At 42.9% G+C, this 23,027-nt stretch carries 13 protein-coding genes, 40 tRNA genes and 4 rRNA genes; 48 read left to right on the forward strand and 9 right to left on the reverse strand.

Annotated features, from left to right (window positions below):
- The first annotated feature begins 39 nt into the window (after positions 1 to 39).
- Together ABC382_RS20815 and ABC382_RS20820 are read left to right on the forward strand one after the other, a co-directional pair.
- Positions 40 to 1,203 carry an iron-containing alcohol dehydrogenase gene (locus ABC382_RS20815; protein ID WP_274794203.1) on the forward strand — a complete coding sequence of 388 codons (1,164 nt, stop codon included), beginning with the start codon at positions 40 to 42 and terminating at the stop codon, positions 1,201 to 1,203.
- Between the two features lie 359 nt (positions 1,204 to 1,562).
- Positions 1,563 to 2,300 (forward strand): hypothetical protein, encoded by a 738-nt coding sequence (locus tag ABC382_RS20820; RefSeq protein WP_312505793.1) that lies wholly within the window; start codon positions 1,563 to 1,565, stop codon positions 2,298 to 2,300.
- 51 nt (positions 2,301 to 2,351) lie between these two features.
- Here ABC382_RS20820 and ABC382_RS20825 read toward each other — a convergent pair whose 3' ends face one another.
- Entirely contained in the window at positions 2,352 to 3,335 is a 984-nt protein-coding gene (locus tag ABC382_RS20825; RefSeq protein ID WP_274794201.1) for a cation diffusion facilitator family transporter, read from the reverse strand.
- 14 nt (positions 3,336 to 3,349) lie between these two features.
- A complete protein-coding gene (locus tag ABC382_RS20830; RefSeq protein ID WP_274794200.1) occupies positions 3,350 to 4,072 on the reverse strand; it encodes an MgtC/SapB family protein in 723 nt (240 codons plus the stop codon).
- A 250-nt stretch (positions 4,073 to 4,322) separates the two neighbouring features.
- Here ABC382_RS20830 and ABC382_RS20835 point away from each other — a divergent pair, with 250 nt between their 5' ends.
- The 24 genes from ABC382_RS20835 to ABC382_RS20950 all read left to right on the forward strand — a co-directional run bounded on the left by ABC382_RS20835 (position 4,323) and on the right by ABC382_RS20950 (position 12,417).
- Positions 4,323 to 5,222 carry a DMT family transporter gene (locus tag ABC382_RS20835; RefSeq protein WP_322612048.1) on the forward strand — a complete coding sequence of 300 codons (900 nt, stop codon included), beginning with the start codon at positions 4,323 to 4,325 and terminating at the stop codon, positions 5,220 to 5,222.
- 270 nt (positions 5,223 to 5,492) lie between these two features.
- Positions 5,493 to 7,044, forward strand: a 16S ribosomal RNA gene (locus tag ABC382_RS20840).
- Between the two features lie 305 nt (positions 7,045 to 7,349).
- Positions 7,350 to 10,277, forward strand: a 23S ribosomal RNA gene (locus ABC382_RS20845).
- A gap of 161 nt (positions 10,278 to 10,438) precedes the next feature.
- Positions 10,439 to 10,554 (forward strand): 5S ribosomal RNA (rrf, locus tag ABC382_RS20850).
- Together the 16S, 23S and 5S rRNA genes with 20 tRNA genes alongside form the textbook arrangement of a ribosomal RNA operon.
- A gap of 10 nt (positions 10,555 to 10,564) precedes the next feature.
- A tRNA-Val gene (locus tag ABC382_RS20855) sits at positions 10,565 to 10,640 on the forward strand.
- Positions 10,641 to 10,643: 3 nt separating this feature from the next.
- Positions 10,644 to 10,719: transfer RNA gene (locus ABC382_RS20860), tRNA-Thr, on the forward strand.
- Positions 10,720 to 10,726: 7 nt separating this feature from the next.
- Positions 10,727 to 10,802: transfer RNA gene (locus tag ABC382_RS20865), tRNA-Lys, on the forward strand.
- Positions 10,803 to 10,819: 17 nt separating this feature from the next.
- Positions 10,820 to 10,904: transfer RNA gene (locus ABC382_RS20870), tRNA-Leu, on the forward strand.
- 36 nt (positions 10,905 to 10,940) lie between these two features.
- Positions 10,941 to 11,015: transfer RNA gene (locus tag ABC382_RS20875), tRNA-Gly, on the forward strand.
- Positions 11,016 to 11,020: 5 nt separating this feature from the next.
- Positions 11,021 to 11,109: transfer RNA gene (locus tag ABC382_RS20880), tRNA-Leu, on the forward strand.
- A gap of 8 nt (positions 11,110 to 11,117) precedes the next feature.
- Positions 11,118 to 11,194, forward strand: a tRNA-Arg gene (locus ABC382_RS20885).
- Positions 11,195 to 11,204: 10 nt separating this feature from the next.
- Positions 11,205 to 11,281, forward strand: a tRNA-Pro gene (locus tag ABC382_RS20890).
- 14 nt (positions 11,282 to 11,295) lie between these two features.
- Positions 11,296 to 11,371, forward strand: a tRNA-Ala gene (locus tag ABC382_RS20895).
- A 26-nt stretch (positions 11,372 to 11,397) separates the two neighbouring features.
- Positions 11,398 to 11,471, forward strand: a tRNA-Met gene (locus tag ABC382_RS20900).
- A 7-nt stretch (positions 11,472 to 11,478) separates the two neighbouring features.
- Positions 11,479 to 11,555: transfer RNA gene (locus ABC382_RS20905), tRNA-Ile, on the forward strand.
- Positions 11,556 to 11,570: 15 nt separating this feature from the next.
- Positions 11,571 to 11,663, forward strand: a tRNA-Ser gene (locus ABC382_RS20910).
- Between the two features lie 53 nt (positions 11,664 to 11,716).
- Positions 11,717 to 11,791: transfer RNA gene (locus ABC382_RS20915), tRNA-Met, on the forward strand.
- Between the two features lie 3 nt (positions 11,792 to 11,794).
- Positions 11,795 to 11,870, forward strand: a tRNA-Asp gene (locus tag ABC382_RS20920).
- 58 nt (positions 11,871 to 11,928) lie between these two features.
- Positions 11,929 to 12,004, forward strand: a tRNA-Phe gene (locus ABC382_RS20925).
- A 5-nt stretch (positions 12,005 to 12,009) separates the two neighbouring features.
- Positions 12,010 to 12,083: transfer RNA gene (locus ABC382_RS20930), tRNA-Gly, on the forward strand.
- Between the two features lies 1 nt (position 12,084).
- Positions 12,085 to 12,161, forward strand: a tRNA-Ile gene (locus ABC382_RS20935).
- Between the two features lie 4 nt (positions 12,162 to 12,165).
- A tRNA-Asn gene (locus tag ABC382_RS20940) sits at positions 12,166 to 12,242 on the forward strand.
- Between the two features lie 10 nt (positions 12,243 to 12,252).
- Positions 12,253 to 12,343 (forward strand) — tRNA-Ser (locus tag ABC382_RS20945).
- A 2-nt stretch (positions 12,344 to 12,345) separates the two neighbouring features.
- Positions 12,346 to 12,417 (forward strand) — tRNA-Glu (locus ABC382_RS20950).
- A 62-nt stretch (positions 12,418 to 12,479) separates the two neighbouring features.
- Here the strand turns inward: ABC382_RS20950 and ABC382_RS20955 are convergent.
- From ABC382_RS20955 to nadB, 4 genes are all read right to left on the reverse strand, one after another.
- Complete coding sequence (locus ABC382_RS20955) at positions 12,480 to 12,896, reverse strand: VOC family protein (protein WP_274794198.1); 417 nt, start codon at positions 12,894 to 12,896, stop codon at positions 12,480 to 12,482.
- Between the two features lie 208 nt (positions 12,897 to 13,104).
- Positions 13,105 to 14,208 carry a quinolinate synthase NadA gene (gene nadA, locus ABC382_RS20960; protein ID WP_274794197.1) on the reverse strand — a complete coding sequence of 368 codons (1,104 nt, stop codon included), beginning with the start codon at positions 14,206 to 14,208 and terminating at the stop codon, positions 13,105 to 13,107.
- Complete coding sequence (gene nadC, locus ABC382_RS20965) at positions 14,195 to 15,055, reverse strand: carboxylating nicotinate-nucleotide diphosphorylase (RefSeq protein ID WP_274794196.1); 861 nt, start codon at positions 15,053 to 15,055, stop codon at positions 14,195 to 14,197. Before nadC ends, nadA begins: the two co-directional genes overlap by 14 nt.
- Positions 15,012 to 16,598 carry an L-aspartate oxidase gene (nadB, locus tag ABC382_RS20970; RefSeq protein ID WP_322612165.1) on the reverse strand — a complete coding sequence of 529 codons (1,587 nt, stop codon included), beginning with the start codon at positions 16,596 to 16,598 and terminating at the stop codon, positions 15,012 to 15,014. The genes nadC and nadB overlap by 44 nt, the downstream gene beginning before the upstream one ends.
- Positions 16,599 to 16,689: 91 nt before the next feature.
- Here nadB and ABC382_RS20975 point away from each other — a divergent pair, with 91 nt between their 5' ends.
- The 22 genes from ABC382_RS20975 to ABC382_RS21080 all read left to right on the forward strand — a co-directional run bounded on the left by ABC382_RS20975 (position 16,690) and on the right by ABC382_RS21080 (position 20,025).
- Positions 16,690 to 17,784 (forward strand): cysteine desulfurase family protein, encoded by a 1,095-nt coding sequence (locus ABC382_RS20975; RefSeq protein ID WP_274797371.1) that lies wholly within the window; start codon positions 16,690 to 16,692, stop codon positions 17,782 to 17,784.
- Positions 17,785 to 18,046: 262 nt separating this feature from the next.
- Positions 18,047 to 18,162: ribosomal RNA gene (gene rrf, locus ABC382_RS20980) — 5S ribosomal RNA — on the forward strand.
- Between the two features lie 10 nt (positions 18,163 to 18,172).
- Positions 18,173 to 18,248: transfer RNA gene (locus ABC382_RS20985), tRNA-Val, on the forward strand.
- 3 nt (positions 18,249 to 18,251) lie between these two features.
- A tRNA-Thr gene (locus ABC382_RS20990) sits at positions 18,252 to 18,327 on the forward strand.
- Between the two features lie 7 nt (positions 18,328 to 18,334).
- A tRNA-Lys gene (locus ABC382_RS20995) sits at positions 18,335 to 18,410 on the forward strand.
- Between the two features lie 17 nt (positions 18,411 to 18,427).
- Positions 18,428 to 18,512: transfer RNA gene (locus ABC382_RS21000), tRNA-Leu, on the forward strand.
- Between the two features lie 36 nt (positions 18,513 to 18,548).
- Positions 18,549 to 18,623: transfer RNA gene (locus ABC382_RS21005), tRNA-Gly, on the forward strand.
- 5 nt (positions 18,624 to 18,628) lie between these two features.
- Positions 18,629 to 18,717: transfer RNA gene (locus ABC382_RS21010), tRNA-Leu, on the forward strand.
- A gap of 8 nt (positions 18,718 to 18,725) precedes the next feature.
- Positions 18,726 to 18,802, forward strand: a tRNA-Arg gene (locus ABC382_RS21015).
- 10 nt (positions 18,803 to 18,812) lie between these two features.
- Positions 18,813 to 18,889, forward strand: a tRNA-Pro gene (locus tag ABC382_RS21020).
- Between the two features lie 14 nt (positions 18,890 to 18,903).
- Positions 18,904 to 18,979: transfer RNA gene (locus tag ABC382_RS21025), tRNA-Ala, on the forward strand.
- Between the two features lie 26 nt (positions 18,980 to 19,005).
- Positions 19,006 to 19,079, forward strand: a tRNA-Met gene (locus ABC382_RS21030).
- 7 nt (positions 19,080 to 19,086) lie between these two features.
- A tRNA-Ile gene (locus tag ABC382_RS21035) sits at positions 19,087 to 19,163 on the forward strand.
- A gap of 15 nt (positions 19,164 to 19,178) precedes the next feature.
- Positions 19,179 to 19,271 (forward strand) — tRNA-Ser (locus ABC382_RS21040).
- Positions 19,272 to 19,324: 53 nt separating this feature from the next.
- Positions 19,325 to 19,399, forward strand: a tRNA-Met gene (locus ABC382_RS21045).
- A gap of 3 nt (positions 19,400 to 19,402) precedes the next feature.
- Positions 19,403 to 19,478, forward strand: a tRNA-Asp gene (locus tag ABC382_RS21050).
- Positions 19,479 to 19,536: 58 nt separating this feature from the next.
- Positions 19,537 to 19,612 (forward strand) — tRNA-Phe (locus tag ABC382_RS21055).
- A gap of 5 nt (positions 19,613 to 19,617) precedes the next feature.
- A tRNA-Gly gene (locus ABC382_RS21060) sits at positions 19,618 to 19,691 on the forward strand.
- Position 19,692: 1 nt separating this feature from the next.
- Positions 19,693 to 19,769 (forward strand) — tRNA-Ile (locus tag ABC382_RS21065).
- Positions 19,770 to 19,773: 4 nt separating this feature from the next.
- Positions 19,774 to 19,850, forward strand: a tRNA-Asn gene (locus ABC382_RS21070).
- 10 nt (positions 19,851 to 19,860) lie between these two features.
- A tRNA-Ser gene (locus tag ABC382_RS21075) sits at positions 19,861 to 19,951 on the forward strand.
- Between the two features lie 2 nt (positions 19,952 to 19,953).
- Positions 19,954 to 20,025: transfer RNA gene (locus tag ABC382_RS21080), tRNA-Glu, on the forward strand.
- A gap of 132 nt (positions 20,026 to 20,157) precedes the next feature.
- Here the strand turns inward: ABC382_RS21080 and ABC382_RS21085 are convergent.
- From ABC382_RS21085 to ABC382_RS21095, 3 genes are read right to left on the reverse strand one after another with little or no spacing between them, the layout of a single operon-like run.
- Positions 20,158 to 20,955, reverse strand: coding sequence for an ABC transporter ATP-binding protein (locus ABC382_RS21085; protein WP_274794194.1), 798 nt, complete (start codon positions 20,953 to 20,955; stop codon positions 20,158 to 20,160).
- Positions 20,956 to 20,970: 15 nt separating this feature from the next.
- Positions 20,971 to 22,026, reverse strand: coding sequence for a FecCD family ABC transporter permease (locus ABC382_RS21090; RefSeq protein WP_274794193.1), 1,056 nt, complete (start codon positions 22,024 to 22,026; stop codon positions 20,971 to 20,973).
- Positions 22,023 to 23,027 (reverse strand): FecCD family ABC transporter permease, encoded by a 1,005-nt coding sequence (locus tag ABC382_RS21095; RefSeq protein ID WP_322611784.1) that lies wholly within the window; start codon positions 23,025 to 23,027, stop codon positions 22,023 to 22,025. Before ABC382_RS21095 ends, ABC382_RS21090 begins: the two co-directional genes overlap by 4 nt.

Below are 23,027 nucleotides of genomic sequence, written 5' to 3' on the forward strand. Positions count from 1 at the left end.
AGGAATATGAGAAAATCCAAGAAGAAAGGGGCGAATGACATGGATTCATTTACATTTTATAACCCAGTGAAGCTACATTTTGGTGAGGATGCGCTAGAAAAGCTGCCGAAAGAATTAGAGCTATATGGAAAAAAAGTATTAGTTGTTTATGGTGGTGGAAGCATCAAGGCTAACGGTGTGTACAAGGCTGTCATGGACAAATTACAGCAGGCTGGTAAAACGATTTTTGAATTAAGTGGTGTAGAACCAAATCCACGTGTAGAAACAGCTAGACGTGGTATTGAGATTTGTAAAACAGAAGGAATCGACTTAGTGCTGGCAGTTGGCGGCGGCTCTGTTATTGATTGTTCTAAATTAATCGTTGCGGGTGCAAAATATGATGGAGATGCTTGGGATATCGTTAAACGTAAGGTAGTTGTAGAGCAAGCCCTACCATTAGGAACAGTATTAACACTTGCTGCTACTGGCTCAGAAATGAACTCGGGGTCAGTCATTACCAATGCTGCTACAGAGGAAAAATTAAGCTGGGGTAGCCCAGCAGCGTTCCCGAAATTTTCAATACTCAATCCTGCCTATACAGTGACCGTACCTAAAAACCATACTGTTTATGGGATTGTTGATATGATGTCACATGTATTCGAACAATATTTCCATAATACAACGAATACCCCGATTACTGATGAGATGTGTGAAGGGGTATTACGAACAGTCATTACGACTGCACCAAAATTGCTAGAGGATTTAGAAAATACTAAGTTACGTGAAACGATTCTATTAGCTGGAACAATTGGCTTAAATGGCTTTTTATCGATTGGTTCTCGTGGTGATTGGGCATCACATAATATTGAACATGCTGTTTCGGCTGTCTATGATATTCCACATGCGGGTGGTTTAGCTATTCTTCAGCCACATTGGATGCGCTTAAGTGTGCCAGTCAATCCAGAGCGTTTTGCCGGTATAGCGACACGTGTATTTGGCGTCGATGCAACGAACAAGACAGCAGAAGAAGTGGCTTACGAAGGCATCGATCGTTTATCTGCATTCTGGACATCATTAGGTGCACCTGATCGTTTGGCTGATTATCATATTGATGATTCGAAATTTGAACAGATTGTAGAGCATGCAATGCAGAACGGTCCATTTGGAAACTTTAATAAATTGCATGAGGAAGATGTCAGAACAATTTTGCGAAATTCTTTATAAGGTATGAGTGTGAGACTGTGATTATAGTCTCACACTTTTTTGTTGAAAGGTTTAGAAAAAATAACGATTTATGTTGAATAATGTCGTAGATGTTTCTAAAGTCCTTGGTGTATAATGAAATGGATAGATACAAAATGGAGGTAATTATATTTTTTGGGGTTTTGTAGTGATAAAAGTCACTTTGTTCAATGTATCTTTTGGTCTATAATATCAAATTTTTGTTATGTGAAACCTTCTGTGAATGAAGGGGAAAGATAGGTTTTTGTCGTAATTGCTCAATTAATGTAGGGGTGTTCAGAAGTTGTTCAGTCATCTTTATTAAAATAATTACACTATTAAACAAAAAGGAGAGGGATCAAATGTTGAAACAATTGCTAGAGGACCGTATCGTTACATTAAGCTGTATCGAGATACCGTTTCAGCAGCATGTTTATAAAATGCAAAATTGTGTAGAAGTATTGGGAATTGAAGCAAAATCACTGCAAATTGAAAATGATAAAATTATTACAGGATACATTGTTGATCAGAGTATATTATTCAAAAGCTTACGTTTTGGGCAAACGACTATTATTTTTTCAGATGGTGTAAATAAAGCAATTGTACAATTATTTGTTCGTCCTTCAGGAGAAATTGTTGTAGAAGTAAAGCCGTATCTAGGGGATGCTGAAATTGTTACGGTGTATTATCGAACAATTTTAGCAGATACTGCTATAGCAATTGACCTAAAAGGTGCTTTGAAGCATTATTTGGTAGCCCATCAATTGATGAATATGGAAGATTCCATTGCTGAAGTACATTATCATTCCATGCATCCAAACGTTTTAAAGGATTCATTCGCTGGTAATTTTGTGTTAGGCTGTCATGTCGATGGTAGAGACATTCATAATGCAGAAGAATATGCTTTAGCGAATCGACAAGCAACATTACAATTTTCGAAAATCGTCATTCAACAGAATGGTAAAAGAAGGACCATTGCTTGTAACCGATTGCTCACTTTTATGATTACCAATCATGTCTTTGTGGGGTACGAGAATATCCCTGAAGATCTAAATGAAGTGAATAGTGATGACGGACGCAACCATTTAAAATTAGTATAAAAGAAAGCCAACTGCCTGAAATACGGCAATTGGCTATTTGTTTTTTTATGATTATATAGTGTTGTTTGGTCTTTCTCCGACATGTACCCAGTTAGTTTTTCCATCATCTTCATCGAATAAAATCGCTACTTTGGATACCCCTTTTTGACTTAATATGACCTCAGTTAAATGATCGCGAACATCATCTAAAAAAGCAAGTGATAGATGGGGGTCAGCTTCAGCAACTAATTCAACGTGTAAAAATTCCCCTTCTTTAATTACCTCAAGACGAACAATGTCTTTAATGTTCGGATCATCCATTACAAGGTGAGCGATATGATTTAACATCTCTTCATCTGTTTCTCCAATGACGCCGCGTGCATTATCGAGGAAAACCTTACCGACAACATAGAACATCATCGCCCCGATAATCATCGAAACAAGTCCTTCTATTCTGCCCCAACCTGTAAAATAAGCAATCACGATAGCGGCAAAGGCTAAAATATTCCCGCTTGTAGCGACTAAATCTTCCATAAAGACTAATTTAGTTGCAGGCTTTGCGCGATTTAAGAAAGGAAATGCTTTAATAATAGATGTGATTCCAGCTTTCTCTTGTCCTGCTTCATGTAGTACTTCTACAGCTGCTTTAGCCAGTACTGTGCCCTCTAAAACAATCCCTATTAACAATACGCCAAGTGCAATAAGTACCCCACTAGACTCACCGGCAGGGTGAATGAAATGATGCCAGCCTTCTTTTATTGTTTCATAAGAAAGTATAGCTACTATAATAACGGCGAATAGGCATACCAAATTGACAATACGGCCGAAGCCCCCAGGGAACTTTTTAGTAGGTGCCTTTTTTGAAAGGGCCGAACCTATATATACAAAAAATTGGTTTGCTGCGTCACCAAGAGAGTGCATCATTTCTGCAAACATGGCTACATTACCTGTAAAGAAAAAGGCGGCTCCTTTGATAATTCCTAAAAAGGCATTTACAAATGCCGCCATAAGGGAGGGTTTGTTGCCATCCTTTAGTAGTTTAAATAGTTCTGCCATAAAAAATCCTCCAACTAATTTAAAATTTCCATTTCGATTTTTTCTATATAGGATAGTTCTCGTAATGAACGATAAAATGACAATAAATTATCAGAAACAATTAAGGATAGACGTAAATCCAACTCGTGTAAAACACTATTATTTTTTAAATGTACATCTTTAATGCGAATATTTTCGATGATGATGTTGTTGTCCTTTAAAAATAATAGAAACGATTCTGTATTGTTGTCATCATCTATTTGTACTTTTAATAAAATCTCTCGCATGCGAATGCGTTTAGGACCAATTTTCATGAGAAAGGGCGATAGAATTTCGATTCCGAAAACAATGATTACAACAGCTAATGTTGCATCCATATAAAATCCCGCTCCAACGGCGATACCGATACCAGCAGCTCCCCATATCATGGCCGCGGTTGTTAAACCTGTAATGCTGTCATTGCCTCGTCTTAAAATGACGCCCGCGCCAAGAAATCCAATCCCGCTAACGATTTGTGCAGCTAAACGAAGCGGATCCATCGTAATATTAATATCTTCTCTGGGAGGAGTTGAGTAGGCTGTTTCAATGGAGATGATGGTAAGTAAGCAGCTGAAAGTAGCGATCACTAAACTTGTCTTTAATCCAACTGGCTTCTTCTTTAATTCCCTTTCGATACCGATTACTAAACTTAATGTGGCTGCAATAACTAATTTTATGCCAACTTCATATGTAATCATATTTTCCAATAATGTTTCCATACACAACCCTCCATTGAAATTTCGTATTGCTAAGAGATATGCAAGCTGTCATTATTATATGTGCCATTACTTTTTTGTATTGTACAACATGAAAGGAAGGAAATATAAGTATTTTTTTATCTTGATACAGCAAGAATCTATTATTTCTGAAATGAAGCATTAGTATGGAATGCTCTCTCATTAATGGGAGGGTTACTTAATTGTTTTCTTTCGTAAGAAATAGGAGAGCGAAATTGATGGAGGTGATTTTATGGAGAAGCCGAAGATTCATCCGTACATTCCAATCGTAATTGGTGTTATTTCAGTATCTATGTCCGCTATTTTCGTGAAATTAGCATCAGCGGAAGCGGGCATTATAGCATTTTATCGTATGCTATTTTCGGTTTTAATAATGCTTCCATTGTTTTTGGGGAGATATTCAAAGGAGCTTACAACATTAAAGAGGCGTGATTGGCTTTTTTCCACAGCCGCGGGAATCTTTTTAGCATTTCATTTTATTTTATGGTTTGAGTCACTCAACTATACTTCTGTCGCAAGTTCAACAGTTCTGGTAACGCTACAACCTTTGTTTGCCTTTGTGGGGACATACTTTTTCTTTAAAGAAAAGATAACGATGAAAACAATCGTTGCTGGAACAATTGCTATTGCGGGAAGTATTTTAATTAGTTGGGGCGATTTTAAAGTAAGTGGGACAGCTTTTTACGGAGATATATTAGCGCTCATTGCTTGTGCACTTGCTACAGCTTATTTTTTATTAGGACAGGATGTACGCAAAAGATTATCGTTAATGACTTATACAATGGTTGTTTATGTAGTGAGTACAATTACTTTATTTATCTATGTACTAATTAAAGGAGAATCATTTGGACCGTATTCTTCTTCTGATTGGTTATGGTTTGTCTTATTAGCGTTAATACCTAATTTATTTGGTCATACTTTATTTAATTGGTCTATTAAATACGTAAGTACGAATGTTGTTTCAATAGCTATTCTCTTTGAGCCGGTTGGTGCAGCTCTTTTAGCATTGTGGATATTTAAGGAGTATTTAATCGTTACCCAAATCTTTGGTGGGTTAATTGTATTAGTAGGAATCCTATTGTTTGTAATTGATATAAAAAAGATTTTTAAATTTTTTATGAAAAATGCTTGATTTTAAAAATGATATATTATATATTATTACTTGTCCTTAACAAGAAGGAACACTTGAAAAAAAGAAATTTAAAAAGTTGTTGACTTCTCGTTGAGAATGAGATATGATAGTAAAGTCGCTAAAACGACTTAAACAAAATGAACCTTGAAAACTGAACAAGCAAAACGTAATCAATAAAGTTTTAAGTAACTAGTTTCGGCTAGTGAACAAAACAAAATTTTGGACATCAAAATTGATGCCAGCAAAACAATTTGAGCTAATCAAATTTCTTTTATGGAGAGTTTGATCCTGGCTCAGGACGAACGCTGGCGGCGTGCCTAATACATGCAAGTCGAGCGAACAGAGAAGGAGCTTGCTCCTTTGACGTTAGCGGCGGACGGGTGAGTAACACGTGGGCAACCTACCTTATAGTTTGGGATAACTCCGGGAAACCGGGGCTAATACCGAATAATCTGTTCCACCTCATGGTGGAACACTGAAAGACGGTTTCGGCTGTCGCTATAAGATGGGCCCGCGGCGCATTAGCTAGTTGGTGAGGTAACGGCTCACCAAGGCGACGATGCGTAGCCGACCTGAGAGGGTGATCGGCCACACTGGGACTGAGACACGGCCCAGACTCCTACGGGAGGCAGCAGTAGGGAATCTTCCACAATGGGCGAAAGCCTGATGGAGCAACGCCGCGTGAGTGAAGAAGGTTTTCGGATCGTAAAACTCTGTTGTAAGGGAAGAACAAGTACAGTAGTAACTGGCTGTACCTTGACGGTACCTTATTAGAAAGCCACGGCTAACTACGTGCCAGCAGCCGCGGTAATACGTAGGTGGCAAGCGTTGTCCGGAATTATTGGGCGTAAAGCGCGCGCAGGCGGTCCTTTAAGTCTGATGTGAAAGCCCACGGCTCAACCGTGGAGGGTCATTGGAAACTGGGGGACTTGAGTGCAGAAGAGGAAAGTGGAATTCCAAGTGTAGCGGTGAAATGCGTAGAGATTTGGAGGAACACCAGTGGCGAAGGCGACTTTCTGGTCTGTAACTGACGCTGAGGCGCGAAAGCGTGGGGAGCAAACAGGATTAGATACCCTGGTAGTCCACGCCGTAAACGATGAGTGCTAAGTGTTAGGGGGTTTCCGCCCCTTAGTGCTGCAGCTAACGCATTAAGCACTCCGCCTGGGGAGTACGGTCGCAAGACTGAAACTCAAAGGAATTGACGGGGGCCCGCACAAGCGGTGGAGCATGTGGTTTAATTCGAAGCAACGCGAAGAACCTTACCAGGTCTTGACATCCCGTTGACCACTGTAGAGATATAGTTTCCCCTTCGGGGGCAACGGTGACAGGTGGTGCATGGTTGTCGTCAGCTCGTGTCGTGAGATGTTGGGTTAAGTCCCGCAACGAGCGCAACCCTTGATCTTAGTTGCCATCATTTAGTTGGGCACTCTAAGGTGACTGCCGGTGACAAACCGGAGGAAGGTGGGGATGACGTCAAATCATCATGCCCCTTATGACCTGGGCTACACACGTGCTACAATGGACGATACAAACGGTTGCCAACTCGCGAGAGGGAGCTAATCCGATAAAGTCGTTCTCAGTTCGGATTGTAGGCTGCAACTCGCCTACATGAAGCCGGAATCGCTAGTAATCGCGGATCAGCATGCCGCGGTGAATACGTTCCCGGGCCTTGTACACACCGCCCGTCACACCACGAGAGTTTGTAACACCCGAAGTCGGTGAGGTAACCTTTTGGAGCCAGCCGCCGAAGGTGGGATAGATGATTGGGGTGAAGTCGTAACAAGGTAGCCGTATCGGAAGGTGCGGCTGGATCACCTCCTTTCTAAGGATTATTTCGGAATACAAACCTAGGGTTTGTAAGATTACGTTTTGCGTTCAGTTTTGAAGGTTCATTCTTCCGAATGAAATACTTCAAAACTTGTTCTTTGAAAACTGGATAAAACGACATTGAAATTGTAACAAACACATTTATTTTTTAAGTTTTTTATAGGCTTAATAACATTAGTAAGGTTTCAAGACACGAGCAGTTCTAGGAAGCAATCGAGTGAATGAAGGAGCGTACTTCAGTACGTGACTGATTGAACGAGTGAAGCTGACAACGAAATGCGATGTGTATTGAAAGCTGTAGGTTAAGTTATTAAGGGCGCACGGCGAATGCCTTGGCACTAGGAGCCGAAGAAGGACGGCACTAACACCGATATGCTTCGGGGAGCTGTAAGTGAGCTTTGATCCGGAGATTTCCGAATGGGGGAACCCACTACGTTTAATCGCGTAGTATCTTGACGTGAATACATAGCGTCTTGAAGGCAGACCCAGGGAACTGAAACATCTAAGTACCTGGAGGAAGAGAAAGAAAAATCGATTCCCTGAGTAGCGGCGAGCGAAACGGGAAGAGCCCAAACCAAGAGGCTTGCCTCTTGGGGTTGTAGGACACTCTATACGGAGTTACAAAAGAGCGAGTTAGATGAAGCGACTTGGAAAGGTCCGCCAGAGCAGGTAAAAGCCCTGTAGTCGAAAGTTCGTTCTCTCCTGAGTGGATCCTGAGTACGGCGGAACACGTGAAATTCCGTCGGAATCCGGGAGGACCATCTCCCAAGGCTAAATACTACCTAGTGACCGATAGTGAACCAGTACCGTGAGGGAAAGGTGAAAAGCACCCCGGAAGGGGAGTGAAAGAGATCCTGAAACCGTGTGCCTACAAGTAGTTAGAGCCCGTTAATGGGTGATAGCGTGCCTTTTGTAGAATGAACCGGCGAGTTACGATTACGTGCAAGGTTAAGCTTTAGAAGGCGGAGCCGCAGCGAAAGCGAGTCTGAATAGGGCGAAATAGTACGTGGTCGTAGACCCGAAACCAGGTGATCTACCCATGTCCAGGGTGAAGGTAAGGTAACACTTACTGGAGGCCCGAACCCACGCACGTTGAAAAGTGCGGGGATGAGGTGTGGGTAGCGGAGAAATTCCAATCGAACTTGGAGATAGCTGGTTCTCTCCGAAATAGCTTTAGGGCTAGCCTCGTGATGAGAATACTGGAGGTAGAGCACTGTTTGGACTAGGGGGCCATCCCGGTTTACCGAATTCAGACAAACTCCGAATGCCAGATATTTATACACGGGAGTCAGACTGCGAGTGATAAGATCCGTAGTCAAAAGGGAAACAGCCCAGACCACCAGCTAAGGTCCCAAAGTAATCGTTAAGTGGAAAAGGATGTGGCGTTGCACAGACAACCAGGATGTTGGCTTAGAAGCAGCCATCATTTAAAGAGTGCGTAATAGCTCACTGGTCGAGTGACGCTGCGCCGAAAATGTATCGGGGCTAAACGATTCACCGAAGCTGTGGATTGACATCTACGATGTCAGTGGTAGGAGAGCGTTCTAAGTGCGTTGAAGTCAGACCGGAAGGACTGGTGGAGCGCTTAGAAGTGAGAATGCCGGTATGAGTAGCGAAAGACGGGTGAGAATCCCGTCCACCGTATGACTAAGGTTTCCTGAGGAAGGCTCGTCCGCTCAGGGTTAGTCGGGACCTAAGCCGAGGCCGACAGGCGTAGGCGATGGACAACAGGTTGATATTCCTGTACCACCTCCTCACCGTTTGAGAAATGGGGGGACGCAGTAGGATAGGGTAAGCGCGCTGTTGGTTATGCGCGTCCAAGCAGTAAGGCGTGTGTGTAGGCAAATCCGCACACTGTAACGTTGAGCTGTGATGGCGAGTCCGTATGGACGAAGTTCCTGATTTCACACTGCCAAGAAAAGCCTCTATCGAGGTGAGAGGTGCCCGTACCGCAAACCGACACAGGTAGTCGAGGAGAGAATCCTAAGGTGTGCGAGAGAACTCTCGTTAAGGAACTCGGCAAAATGACCCCGTAACTTCGGGAGAAGGGGTGCTCTTGAGCGTGCAAGCGCATGAGAGCCGCAGTGAATAGGCCCAGGCGACTGTTTAGCAAAAACACAGGTCTCTGCAAAACCGTAAGGTGACGTATAGGGGCTGACGCCTGCCCGGTGCTGGAAGGTTAAGAGGAGTGGTTAGCGCAAGCGAAGCTGCGAATTGAAGCCCCAGTAAACGGCGGCCGTAACTATAACGGTCCTAAGGTAGCGAAATTCCTTGTCGGGTAAGTTCCGACCCGCACGAAAGGCGTAACGATCTGGGCACTGTCTCAACGAGAGACTCGGTGAAATTATAGTACCTGTGAAGATGCAGGTTACCCGCGACAGGACGGAAAGACCCCGTGGAGCTTTACTGTAGCCTGATATTGAATTTTGGTACAACTTGTACAGGATAGGTAGGAGCCAGAGATCTCGGAGCGCCAGCTTCGAAGGAGGCGTCGGTGGGATACTACCCTGGTTGTATTGAAATTCTAACCCATGCCCCTTAGCGGGGCAGGAGACAGTGTCAGGCGGACAGTTTGACTGGGGCGGTCGCCTCCTAAAAGGTAACGGAGGCGCCCAAAGGTTCCCTCAGAATGGTTGGAAATCATTCGTAGAGTGTAAAGGCACAAGGGAGCTTGACTGCGAGACCTACAAGTCGAGCAGGGTCGAAAGACGGGCTTAGTGATCCGGTGGTTCCGCATGGAAGGGCCATCGCTCAACGGATAAAAGCTACCCCGGGGATAACAGGCTTATCTCCCCCAAGAGTCCACATCGACGGGGAGGTTTGGCACCTCGATGTCGGCTCATCGCATCCTGGGGCTGTAGTCGGTCCCAAGGGTTGGGCTGTTCGCCCATTAAAGCGGTACGCGAGCTGGGTTCAGAACGTCGTGAGACAGTTCGGTCCCTATCCGTCGTGGGCGTAGGAAATTTGAGAGGAGCTGTCCTTAGTACGAGAGGACCGGGATGGACACACCGCTGGTGTACCAGTTGTCTTGCCAAAGGCATCGCTGGGTAGCTATGTGTGGACGGGATAAGTGCTGAAAGCATCTAAGCATGAAGCCCCCCTCAAGATGAGATTTCCCATTACGCAAGTAAGTAAGATCCCTCAAAGACGATGAGGTAGATAGGTTCGAGGTGGAAGTGTGGTGACACATGGAGCTGACGAATACTAATCGATCGAGGACTTAACCAAATTGTTTGAAGCAGTCAATGTACGTTTATCCAGTTTTGAAAGAACAACTCTTTCATAAGAGCTTTTATACATACTGTATTTTGAAGCTTAACATATAGGAACTTCTGCTAAGAATGCTATATCCTTATTGTAATGCAGAAGACAGCACATCTACGTGCAAGTCTAGTGATGATGGCAAAGAGGTCACACCCGTTCCCATACCGAACACGGAAGTTAAGCTCTTTAGCGCCGATGGTAGTTGGGGGCTTCCCCCTGTGAGAGTAGGACGTCGCTAGGCATAATACCCAGGAGGATTAGCTCAGCTGGGAGAGCACCTGCCTTACAAGCAGGGGGTCGGCGGTTCGAGCCCGTCATCCTCCACCATATGCCGGTTTAGCTCAGCAGGTAGAGCAACTGACTTGTAATCAGTAGGTCGTGGGTTCGATTCCTATAGCCGGCACCATTTTTTCGAGCCATTAGCTCAGTTGGTAGAGCATCTGACTTTTAATCAGAGGGTCGAAGGTTCGAGTCCTTCATGGCTCACCATTTTGAAATAATAATAAGCGGGTGTGGCGGAATTGGCAGACGCACTAGACTTAGGATCTAGCGCCGCAAGGCGTGGGGGTTCGACTCCCTTCACCCGCACCATTATTTTCATTGCCAGATAAAAAAACTTATGCACATGCGGAAGTAGTTCAGTGGTAGAACACCACCTTGCCAAGGTGGGGGTCGCGAGTTCGAACCTCGTCTTCCGCTCCAAATGTGCCGGGGTGGCGGAACTGGCAGACGCACAGGACTTAAAATCCTGCGGTAGGTGACTACCGTACCGGTTCGATTCCGGTCCTCGGCACCATTTATTATGCGCCCGTAGCTCAATTGGATAGAGCGTCTGACTACGGATCAGAAGGTTATGGGTTCGACTCCTGTCGGGCGCGCCAAAAGAACGAACGGGAAGTAGCTCAGCTTGGTAGAGCACTTGGTTTGGGACCAAGGGGTCGCAGGTTCGAATCCTGTCTTCCCGACCATTTCCTAAAATTATGGGGCCTTAGCTCAGCTGGGAGAGCGCCTGCCTTGCACGCAGGAGGTCAGCGGTTCGATCCCGCTAGGCTCCACCATAGTAAATAACCAGTATAAAGATCCTGGCGGCGTAGCTCAGCTGGCTAGAGCGTACGGTTCATACCCGTAAGGTCGGGGGTTCGATCCCCTCTGCCGCCATCTTAAAGGACCTTTAGCTCAGTTGGTTAGAGCAGACGGCTCATAACCGTCCGGTCGCAGGTTCGAGTCCTGCAAGGTCCACCATTTATATAGTGTAACGGAGGTATACCCAAGTCTGGCTGAAGGGATCGGTCTTGAAAACCGACAGGCGGGTAACACCGCGCGGGGGTTCGAATCCCTCTACCTCCTCCAGTTTTAAATTTTTATAAATGGTGCTTTAAAAACTCGAAACAGAATATCATTATCGCGGGGTGGAGCAGTGGTAGCTCGTCGGGCTCATAACCCGAAGGTCGTTGGTTCAAATCCGGCCCCCGCAACCAAAAGGTCCCGTGGTGTAGCGGTTAACATGCCTGCCTGTCACGCAGGAGATCGCCGGTTCGATCCCGGTCGGGACCGCCATTATTATAATGAAAAACATGAGAAGCAAAAGAGTGAGCAAGCTTAGCATGGACGAAATGGGTCAGTAGCTCAGTTGGTAGAGCATTAGATTGAAGCTCTAAGTGTCGGCGGTTCGATTCCGTCCTGACCCACCATTTATGCGGGTGTAGTTTAATGGTAAAACCTCAGCCTTCCAAGCTGATGTCGTGGGTTCGATTCCCATCACCCGCTCCAAGGGCCTATAGCTCAGCTGGTTAGAGCGCACGCCTGATAAGCGTGAGGTCGATGGTTCGAGTCCATTTAGGCCCACCATTATTCCGAAGTAGCTCAGTTGGTAGTAGCACCTGACTGTTAATCAGGTTGTCGCAGGTTCGAGTCCTGCCTTCGGAGCCATTTTTTATTTGGGGAAGTACTCAAGAGGCTGAAGAGGCGCCCCTGCTAAGGGTGTAGGTCGGGTAACCGGCGCGAGGGTTCAAATCCCTCCTTCTCCGCCATTGGCCCGTTGGTCAAGTGGTTAAGACACCGCCCTTTCACGGCGGTAACACGGGTTCGAATCCCGTACGGGTCATACTAAAAAACAGTAACTGCATTTGCAGCTACTGTTTTTTTTATATTTAGATAGATATATAATTACTCATTATTTAGTGCGCTTTCATCCATATATACTACTTCCCAAATATGCCCATCTACATCTTGGAATCCCCAGCCGTACATAAATCCGTGATCTTGTGGTTTACTGTAAGGTTTACCACCAGAGGCTAGTGCTTTATTTACTAATTGATCTACTTGTTCTCGGTTTTCAGCGGAAAGACATAATATCGCCTCTGCAGAAGTAGCTGTATCTGCAATCTCCTTCTTTGTAAATCCTTTGAATCGTTCTTCTACCATTATTAATGCAAAGATATTTTCGCTAATAATCATTGAAGCTGTTGTTTCATCACTAAATTGTTGATTGAATTCAAAACCTAAGTCTTTAAAAAAGTTGATTGATTTGTTAAGATCTTTTACTGGTAAATTGATAAATATATTTTTCGATTGAAAAGCCATTGATTATCACCTCCAAATCGACAGTATCATAGAAAATAAATCCATGTCAATTTCTACAAGTAAATGGATTTCATTTAATTCCCAACATCCTTAATGAAAAAGTATAAGTCATATCAAAAAATGAACGACGTTTTTCATAACTCCTTAACTTTACAAAAAAAGCAGAAATATTGATACAACAACATGTCTGCTTTTAAAATTCTTCTTGTTACCCCCGTACAAGCATTCTTTCAAGTGAGCTAAGTGCTTCAGCGGTAGTATGTTCATCTACTTGTATACGATTATGAGGTTGTCCCTGTTCAATACTTTCAAGACTCCATAGTAAATGTGGAAGGTCTATTCGGTTCATAGTTAGACAAGGACAAAAATTTTCATTTAGCGAAATAATATGTTTATCTGGATGTTGCTTAATGATACGATTGACAAGGTTCATTTCTGTTCCAATGGCCCATGCAGATCCGCTTGGTGCTCGATTGATTGTATCAATAATGTATTTTGTCGAGCCGGCATCATCAGCTGCTGCAACAACTTCACGACTACATTCTGGATGAACAATAATCCTCATTGTGGGATGTTCTTTGCGAATGACTTCCGTATGTTGAACTGTAAACCCCTCATGCACAGAACAATGACCCTTCCACAGAATAACCTGGATGTTTTCAAGTGATTCCTTAGTTTCGAGCATATTTTTATGAGGATTCCAAACGGCCATATTTTCAAGGGGAATACCTAAATCATAGGCGGTATTTCTCCCTAAATGTTGATCGGGTAAAAAGAAAATACGCTGTTTTTGTGTAAATGCCCATTGAACAAGCTCCCTTGCATTCGATGATGTAACACAGGCACCACCATGTCGTCCCGTAAAGGCTTTAATGGCCGCGGTTGAATTGACATAAGTTAGAGGAATAATCGTATCGCCAAAGAGCTGTTGAAGGATTGGCCATGCTTGTTCTGTTTGATAAATATTCGCCATATCAGCCATCGAACAGCCTGCACGCATATCTGGTAAATAGACATGTTGCTGTTTCATTGTCAGCATGTCTGCCGTTTCTGCCATAAAATGTACACCACAAAATACGATATGTTCAGCCTCCTTATTAGCGGCAGATAATTGAGCTAGTTGTAGAGAATCACCAGTTGCATCAGCAAATTGAATAACCTCATCTTTTTGATAATGGTGTCCTGGGATAAAAAGTTTAGAGCCTAATTTTTTCTTTATTGCTAAAATACGAGATTCCATTTCCTCTACGGATAATGTCCGATAATGCTCAGGAAGTAGTGTCGTCTGTTGTAATAAACTAGTGATGGACAAGGGAATGAGCTCCTTTCATTTGAACAAGTGCACTAATATCAAAAGCTTTGACAGAATGGGTTAATGAACCAAGTGAAATCCACTGAACACCTGACTGTGCATAAGCCTTTAAATTATCCAGTGTGATACCCCCTGAAGCTTCTGTTGCAATAGTAGGGGGGACAGAAGGAAGCCAATCTCGAATTTCTTCTGGACTACGGTTATCAAACATAATGATATCTACTCCAGCAATGATGGCTTCATCTAGCTGTTCCTTTGTTTCAATTTCTACTTCAATTTTCACGGTATGACCGACTTTCTCTCTAGCGGTCTGAACAGCTTTTGTTATACTACCTGCAAAGGCAAGATGATTATCTTTTAGCATGATGGCATCATACAGTCCATTTCGATGATTAAAAGCACCACCGACTCTCACTGCATATTTATCAAGCATACGCATGCCAGGCATTGTTTTACGAGTATCACATATTTTCGCATGCGTACCTATCGTTTCTTGGACTGCTTGGTGAGTAGCTGTTGCAATGGCAGACATACGTTGAATAAGGTTTAAGATGACACGTTCGCCTATTAACAATTTTTGTAAGGGACCTTTTATCACGGCTAGTATATCGCCTGCATCTACTGTCTCTCCATCCTTTTTATGAAGATAAATTTCCATAGAACGATCTAGTAGAAGAAAGCCATGCTCAATAATGAGAGCTCCGCAAAAAATTCCTTTTTCTTTAGCATAAAACGAAAAAGATCCCTGTTGTTCGGCTGAAAAAATAAATTCACTCGATAAATCCCCATCACCTAAATCTTCATTAAAAAACTGTTTGAGCATTTCCTCGAGTTTGATGATATTCATACAATGAGTTCCTCACTTTCAATTGTCCTTGCGAAAAAATAATCCACCGGCTTGCCCATTGTGCATCCATTTCGGATTTATCTGTACGTATGTGGGCACCACGTGTTTCCGTTCTTATAATGGCCGCATGTGTCATCAGTGTTGCGACAACATGCATCATAAATAGTTCCAATTCTGCTTGCTCCATACCCTCTAGATTAGTGTGAAGAAGAGATTGTAGAGAGGGGAGTTGCTGAACAAAGTACTGTAAATCATCGATATTTCTAACGATGCCTACAAACTGCATCATACGTTGCTGTAATTGCTGTTTGCTAAATAAAGGTGGTTTTTTATCAGCATATTGAGGTTGGTCAAGAAAAAAATTTTTTTGATGACAACCTTGTTGAATAATGAAATACGCCATTTTTTGACCAAATGTAATGCCCTCCAATAGAGAATTACTTGCTAAACGGTTCGCTCCATGGACACCTGTACAAGCCACTTCACCAACTGCATATAAGTTTGGGATAGTAGTTCTACCGTTGTCATCAGCAATAACACCACCCATTAAAAAATGACTACCTGGAGCCACAGGGATTAAACCATCTTGCAAATGAACTTGATTGTCATAGCAGAGCTGAGCAATTGCTGGGAATTTTGCATCAAAGTTTTGGATGGTGGCAATATCAATAAACGTTTCCTCCCCAGCAGCACGTTTAGTAAATAGTGCGTGTGCCGTAATATGCCTAGGGGCTAAGTCACCTTGTGGATGTAAGCCTTTCATAATAGGTTTACACTGTGCATCTACAAAGGTACCGCCTGCTCCTCGTACAGCTTCGGAGATTAAACCTTTTGCCTTATTTTCACACCATAGTAAACTTGGATGAAACTGCATAAATTCCATATCACTGATCGCAGCGCCTGCACGAAATGCTAAAGCAATACCATCTCCTGTATTGTTTGGATAATTGGATGTGCTTGAATAAAGTGCACCTGCACCTCCTGTGGCTAAAATAACATGATGAGCCAAATAGCGTTTAATCCCTTTTTCGCCTTTAGTGAGTACACCTATACAATCACCATCTGTATTCAGTAAAAGCTCATAAGCCATTTCATAAGAATTGACCTTTGTTTTGGGTGAAAGTTTATGAAGCAAATAATCTATGAAAATTTGACCAGTTCGATCACCACCTGCATGTAAAATACGATGATGACTATGTGCCCCCTCTAGTCCTAGAACAGGTTTTCCATCGAGGTGACGATCAATTGGGAGACCAGTTTTTAAATAGTTCTGCATAATTTTAGTGCCGTCTTCTATAAGTGTTTCCACATTTCTTTTTTCATGATGATATTCTCCAGCTTTCAATGTATCAGCAATATGATGTTTAATATGATCTTCTTTGCTTGTAACGGCTGCTATACCACCTTGTGCACGATAAGAGCTACTCATATAAACAGAAGATTTTGTAACAATTTGTATTTGATAATGTTCTTCGAGTAGTAAAGCAGCCTGAAGTGCCGCAATACCACTGCCGATGATAAGGACGTCTGTCTTTACATCCATAGTTATACCTTCTTTACAGTTGTCTTGACACCTATCTTTACATAAAATAAAAAAGAAAACAAGACCCGATGAATTAGAGAGGAAGAAGATGATGATTTATATGGATTATGCTGCAACGTCACCTATGACGAAGGAAGCTCTTGATGCCTATATAGGGGTAGCGCAGCGTTATTATGGAAACAGTTCAAGTCTTCATGATCTAGGAGGACAAGCGCATTATTTCGTGCAACAGTCAAGAGAAGTTGTAGCGCAAGCTCTAGGCGTAACTAGCGATGGTATTATTTTCACTGGGAGCGGAACAGAAGGAAATATTATGGCCATCTTGTCATTAGCGCTAGCCTCTAAAAAAGGGAAGCATATTATTTCATCTCAAGCTGAGCATACGTCAGTGCACGCAGCTTTGAATACACTTGAGAAAATGGGGTATGAAGTGACAAAATTGCCGTTACAGAAGGATGGTTGTATTGATTTGCAGGAACTTCAAAAAACAATACGATTGGACACGGCTTTGATTACCATTCAACATGTTAATTCAGAGATTGGCTCCATTCAGCCTCTGAAGAAAATAATAGAGCTGGCAGGAGAATCAGGTGTTTACTGTCATATTGATTGTGTTCAGTCATTTGGAAAATTAGCTATACCAAAAGGAATAGATGCTATTACAATTTCGGCTCATAAAATAGGTGGGCCAAAGGGGTGTGGTGCGGTTTATCTAAATCCCTCCATCCGCGTGCAAGCATTAACACCAGGTGTGACACATGAAAGAGGGTTAAGAGGAGGTACATTAGATACGCCTGCAATTGTGGCCTTTGCAGCTGCAATTGAAAACTATCAATATGAATTACAACATTATGTGATGTTAAGAGGAGTTTTAAAAAGTAAACTGCCTGAAACATGCAAGCTAATAGAATGTAAGCAGCAATTACCTAATATTTGTGGTGTAATGATGGATAGAGTAGAGGGCCAATATGTTCTTTTAAAGCTGAACGAGTCGGGAATCTGTATCTCTACAGGTAGCGCATGTGATATTCATAGTGAATCTGGAACGAAGGCTATTTTATCGATGGGTTTTTCTTTGGAAGCAGCACGCCAATTTTTTAGAATCTCTTTTGGCCCTTCGACAACAATTGAAGAGATTACAAGATTAACAATAGAGCTTTCAACCATTTCATTAGATAACAAGTGAGGGAAATTATAAGACCTTCACTTGTTTTATTATAGATTTTAGGCTATAAAACATATCAAGAAAAATAATTGTTTTCTTTTGAAACAACAATTGATATAATATTTTGCAGGGCAATATTTTCTCTTACTTAACAAAAATATCTTTAAAAAGTAATAATTTCTTTTTTTTATAAAAAAGTATTGCACAATGTTAAAAAACGTTATACAATAATTCTTGTCTTGAAGGACAGGTAAACAACTTCAAAACAAGATACATAAAATAGTCTAGTGATGATGGCAAAGAGGTCACACCCGTTCCCATACCGAACACGGAAGTTAAGCTCTTTAGCGCCGATGGTAGTTGGGGGCTTCCCCCTGTGAGAGTAGGACGTCGCTAGGCATAATACCCAGGAGGATTAGCTCAGCTGGGAGAGCACCTGCCTTACAAGCAGGGGGTCGGCGGTTCGAGCCCGTCATCCTCCACCATATGCCGGTTTAGCTCAGCAGGTAGAGCAACTGACTTGTAATCAGTAGGTCGTGGGTTCGATTCCTATAGCCGGCACCATTTTTTCGAGCCATTAGCTCAGTTGGTAGAGCATCTGACTTTTAATCAGAGGGTCGAAGGTTCGAGTCCTTCATGGCTCACCATTTTGAAATAATAATAAGCGGGTGTGGCGGAATTGGCAGACGCACTAGACTTAGGATCTAGCGCCGCAAGGCGTGGGGGTTCGACTCCCTTCACCCGCACCATTATTTTCATTGCCAGATAAAAAAACTTATGCACATGCGGAAGTAGTTCAGTGGTAGAACACCACCTTGCCAAGGTGGGGGTCGCGAGTTCGAACCTCGTCTTCCGCTCCAAATGTGCCGGGGTGGCGGAACTGGCAGACGCACAGGACTTAAAATCCTGCGGTAGGTGACTACCGTACCGGTTCGATTCCGGTCCTCGGCACCATTTATTATGCGCCCGTAGCTCAATTGGATAGAGCGTCTGACTACGGATCAGAAGGTTATGGGTTCGACTCCTGTCGGGCGCGCCAAAAGAACGAACGGGAAGTAGCTCAGCTTGGTAGAGCACTTGGTTTGGGACCAAGGGGTCGCAGGTTCGAATCCTGTCTTCCCGACCATTTCCTAAAATTATGGGGCCTTAGCTCAGCTGGGAGAGCGCCTGCCTTGCACGCAGGAGGTCAGCGGTTCGATCCCGCTAGGCTCCACCATAGTAAATAACCAGTATAAAGATCCTGGCGGCGTAGCTCAGCTGGCTAGAGCGTACGGTTCATACCCGTAAGGTCGGGGGTTCGATCCCCTCTGCCGCCATCTTAAAGGACCTTTAGCTCAGTTGGTTAGAGCAGACGGCTCATAACCGTCCGGTCGCAGGTTCGAGTCCTGCAAGGTCCACCATTTATATAGTGTAACGGAGGTATACCCAAGTCTGGCTGAAGGGATCGGTCTTGAAAACCGACAGGCGGGTAACACCGCGCGGGGGTTCGAATCCCTCTACCTCCTCCAGTTTTAAATTTTTATAAATGGTGCTTTAAAAACTCGAAACAGAATATCATTATCGCGGGGTGGAGCAGTGGTAGCTCGTCGGGCTCATAACCCGAAGGTCGTTGGTTCAAATCCGGCCCCCGCAACCAAAAGGTCCCGTGGTGTAGCGGTTAACATGCCTGCCTGTCACGCAGGAGATCGCCGGTTCGATCCCGGTCGGGACCGCCATTATTATAATGAAAAACATGAGAAGCAAAAGAGTGAGCAAGCTTAGCATGGACGAAATGGGTCAGTAGCTCAGTTGGTAGAGCATTAGATTGAAGCTCTAAGTGTCGGCGGTTCGATTCCGTCCTGACCCACCATTTATGCGGGTGTAGTTTAATGGTAAAACCTCAGCCTTCCAAGCTGATGTCGTGGGTTCGATTCCCATCACCCGCTCCAAGGGCCTATAGCTCAGCTGGTTAGAGCGCACGCCTGATAAGCGTGAGGTCGATGGTTCGAGTCCATTTAGGCCCACCATTATTCCGAAGTAGCTCAGTTGGTAGTAGCACCTGACTGTTAATCAGGTTGTCGCAGGTTCGAGTCCTGCCTTCGGAGCCATTTTTTATTTGGGGAAGTACTCAAGAGGCTGAAGAGGCGCCCCTGCTAAGGGTGTAGGTCGGGTAACCGGCGCGAGGGTTCAAATCCCTCCTTCTCCGCCATTGGCCCGTTGGTCAAGTGGTTAAGACACCGCCCTTTCACGGCGGTAACACGGGTTCGAATCCCGTACGGGTCATACTAAGTGCAGTAGATGAATTTCATCTACTGCACTTTTTAATTTTAGTCATAGATTTATAATATAGCTACCATAAATTAAAGCCTACACAGGATAGTTTAATCTGTGTAGGCTTTTAATTTTACTAAGAAGCTATGAAATTCTACGTCCTTTTCCATATGGAATGCATAGAGGTGTACCAAATATTGGATCTGTCGTCATTTGGCAATCAAGGTCAAACACATGACTAACTAAATCAGTTGTCATAATTTCTTCTGGTTTACCTTGACGATAGACACCACGATCACGGACAGTAATAATATGATCGGCATAGCGACATGCGAGATTAATATCATGTAATACCATAATAATCGTTCGCTTTTGCTGTTGGTTTAACTCGTACAATAAATCTAAAACTTCTATCTGATGAGTTAAATCTAAGTATGTCGTAGGCTCGTCCAAAAGAATAATATCCGTATCTTGAGCAAGCGTCATAGCAATCCAAGCACGTTGACGTTGTCCTCCTGATAGCTCATCCACTGGTCTATCTTGTAAATGCTCTGTGCCTGTTGCTCTTAAGGCATTTAATACGATTTCTTCATCCTTTTCCGTCCACTGTTGACGCCAGCTTTGGTAAGGATAGCGACCTTGCTTCACAAGCTGTAGGACAGTTAGGCCTTCTGGTGCAACAGGGGATTGGGGAAGAATCGAAAGATTTCTAGCCACCTGCTTTGTTGATAATTTAAAAATATCCTCTCCATCTAATAGAACGGAACCTTTTTTAGGTTTTAATAATCGAGCGATGGAGCGTAGGAGTGTGGATTTACCACAGCCATTCGCTCCAATTAATACAGTAATTTCATTCAAAGGGATAGATAAATTGAGATCTTCGATAATATTGGAATCACCATAACTTAATGTAAGGGATTTGGTTAATAACGATTCAGTCATGTAGTATAGACTCCTTTATTTATTAGGATTTCTAAATAGTAAATAGATAAAATAGGGAGCACCAATGGCAGCGGTAAAGACACCAGCGGGTACTTCTAACGGGCTAAAAGCAGTACGACCAATAATATCTGCTATCATCACAAGCAATGCTCCGATTGCTGCAGATGCTGGAATAAGTACACCGAATGATGAACCAACAATGCGTCGTGCAATATGAGGTGCCATTAATCCTACAAACCCAATGGCGCCAGCAAATGCTATAGCACTCGCTACTAGACTGGAACATAATAGGATTAAGTAAAGGCGTGTTTTTTGAACAGATTGCCCAAGGCTTGACGCTGTATCATCACCTAGTTCTTGAACATTTAACTGTCGTGTAATAAAGAATGTAATAAGTAGTAGAACGATGATCAATGGTACAACGATTTGTACTTGATCCCAATCTGCACTTTTGACACTACCCGTAATCCATTTATTCGCTTCACTTGCTTGATAAATTGGCCCGATAATCATTAACATGGTAGTAATAGCTTGCATAAAAGCTGACACGCTAATACCGATTAAGACAAGACGATTTGGTGTGACACCATCTTTCCAAGCAAATAGATAGACAATACATCCGACAACAGTAGCTCCTATAAAGCCTGCTAATGGTAACCATTCTATACTAACTGTTAAAGAGTGATTAGAATCACTGAAAATAGCTAAGAATCCAACAACTGCTGCACCACCACCAGCTGATATCCCGATAATATCAGGTGAGGCAAGTGGATTTTTTACGATTCCTTGTAAAATGGCACCTGCTACGGCTAACGCCATTCCAGCAAAGGCAGCAATGAAAATCCGAGGCATTCGGAAATCAATAATGATTAGCTGATCAAAATCTGACCCGTAACCAAGAAAAGCTTGTAAAACCTTTAATGGATTGATGAAAGAATCACCAAATGATGCACTAAAAAAGAAAACAGCAACTGCTAGTAGACTAATCACCATTAATTTTTTTGCAGCTTGTACATCTAATAAGAAAGAAAATTTTTGTTGAAGTAAACGAATTGTTTTTACATGTTTCATTTATTTTTTCCACCTTTTCGCGCAAGGTAAATAAAGAATGGTGTGCCAATCATAGCCGTCATAACTCCTACTGGAACTTCTTGGGGCATAATAATATAACGAGCCGCAACATCAGCCAGCAATAAAAGAATCCCTCCAAGTAACGCAGCCATAGGAATAAGCCATCGATGATCAGTGCCGACAAACTTTCGCGCAAAATGGGGAACGACAATGCCAATAAAACCAATGGGACCAGCAATCGCAACAGCGCCACCTGCTAAAAAAATAACGATAAGTCCTACTAAGATTTTCATCAGCCCTAATCGTAATCCTAATCCTCTTGCTACATCATCGCCAAGAGCAAGAATATTCATTTTGGAAGAAATAATGAGTGCTGCTATCCATCCGATTACTAAATAAGGAAGAACAGAAAGTAGAATTTCAAGTTTTCTACCTTGTACAGAGCCAGCTAACCAAAACAATACTTGATCGAGTTCAGCTTCATTAGTAGCGAGTAAACCTTGTGTAAATGAAGCAAAAAGTGCACTAATGGCAGCCCCTGCTAAAGTGATTTTCACGGGAGTAACAGCATCCCTACCTGAAAAACTAATCGCATAAACGGATAAAGCAGCGATTGCTGCACCTAGAAATGCGATCCATGCAAAAGATTGCAGGCTGGAAATATGGAAAAAAATCATGGCAAAGACAACAGCAAAGCCTGCACCTGCATTGATACCCAAGATTCCTGGAGAGGCTAATGGATTTTTTGTTAAGGTTTGCATAAGCACGCCTGTAATAGCTAACGAAGCACCAACACAGCTGGCTATAAGTGCTCTTGGAATACGAACATTTTGAATAATAATATGCTCATTTGAATTGTTAAATTGTATAAAAGATTCATAGGTCGTTTGAATAGAAGTATTCGCATAACCGTAAACAATACTGATCCCCATACAAAGAAGTAAGAGAACAACCCCTACTAGTAAAGCAATTATCTTGGAATAATTATTTTTTAATATCAT

It is taken from the genome of Lysinibacillus phoenicis (assembly GCF_047238325.1).
Lineage (GTDB): Bacteria > Bacillota > Bacilli > Bacillales_A > Planococcaceae > Lysinibacillus > Lysinibacillus irui.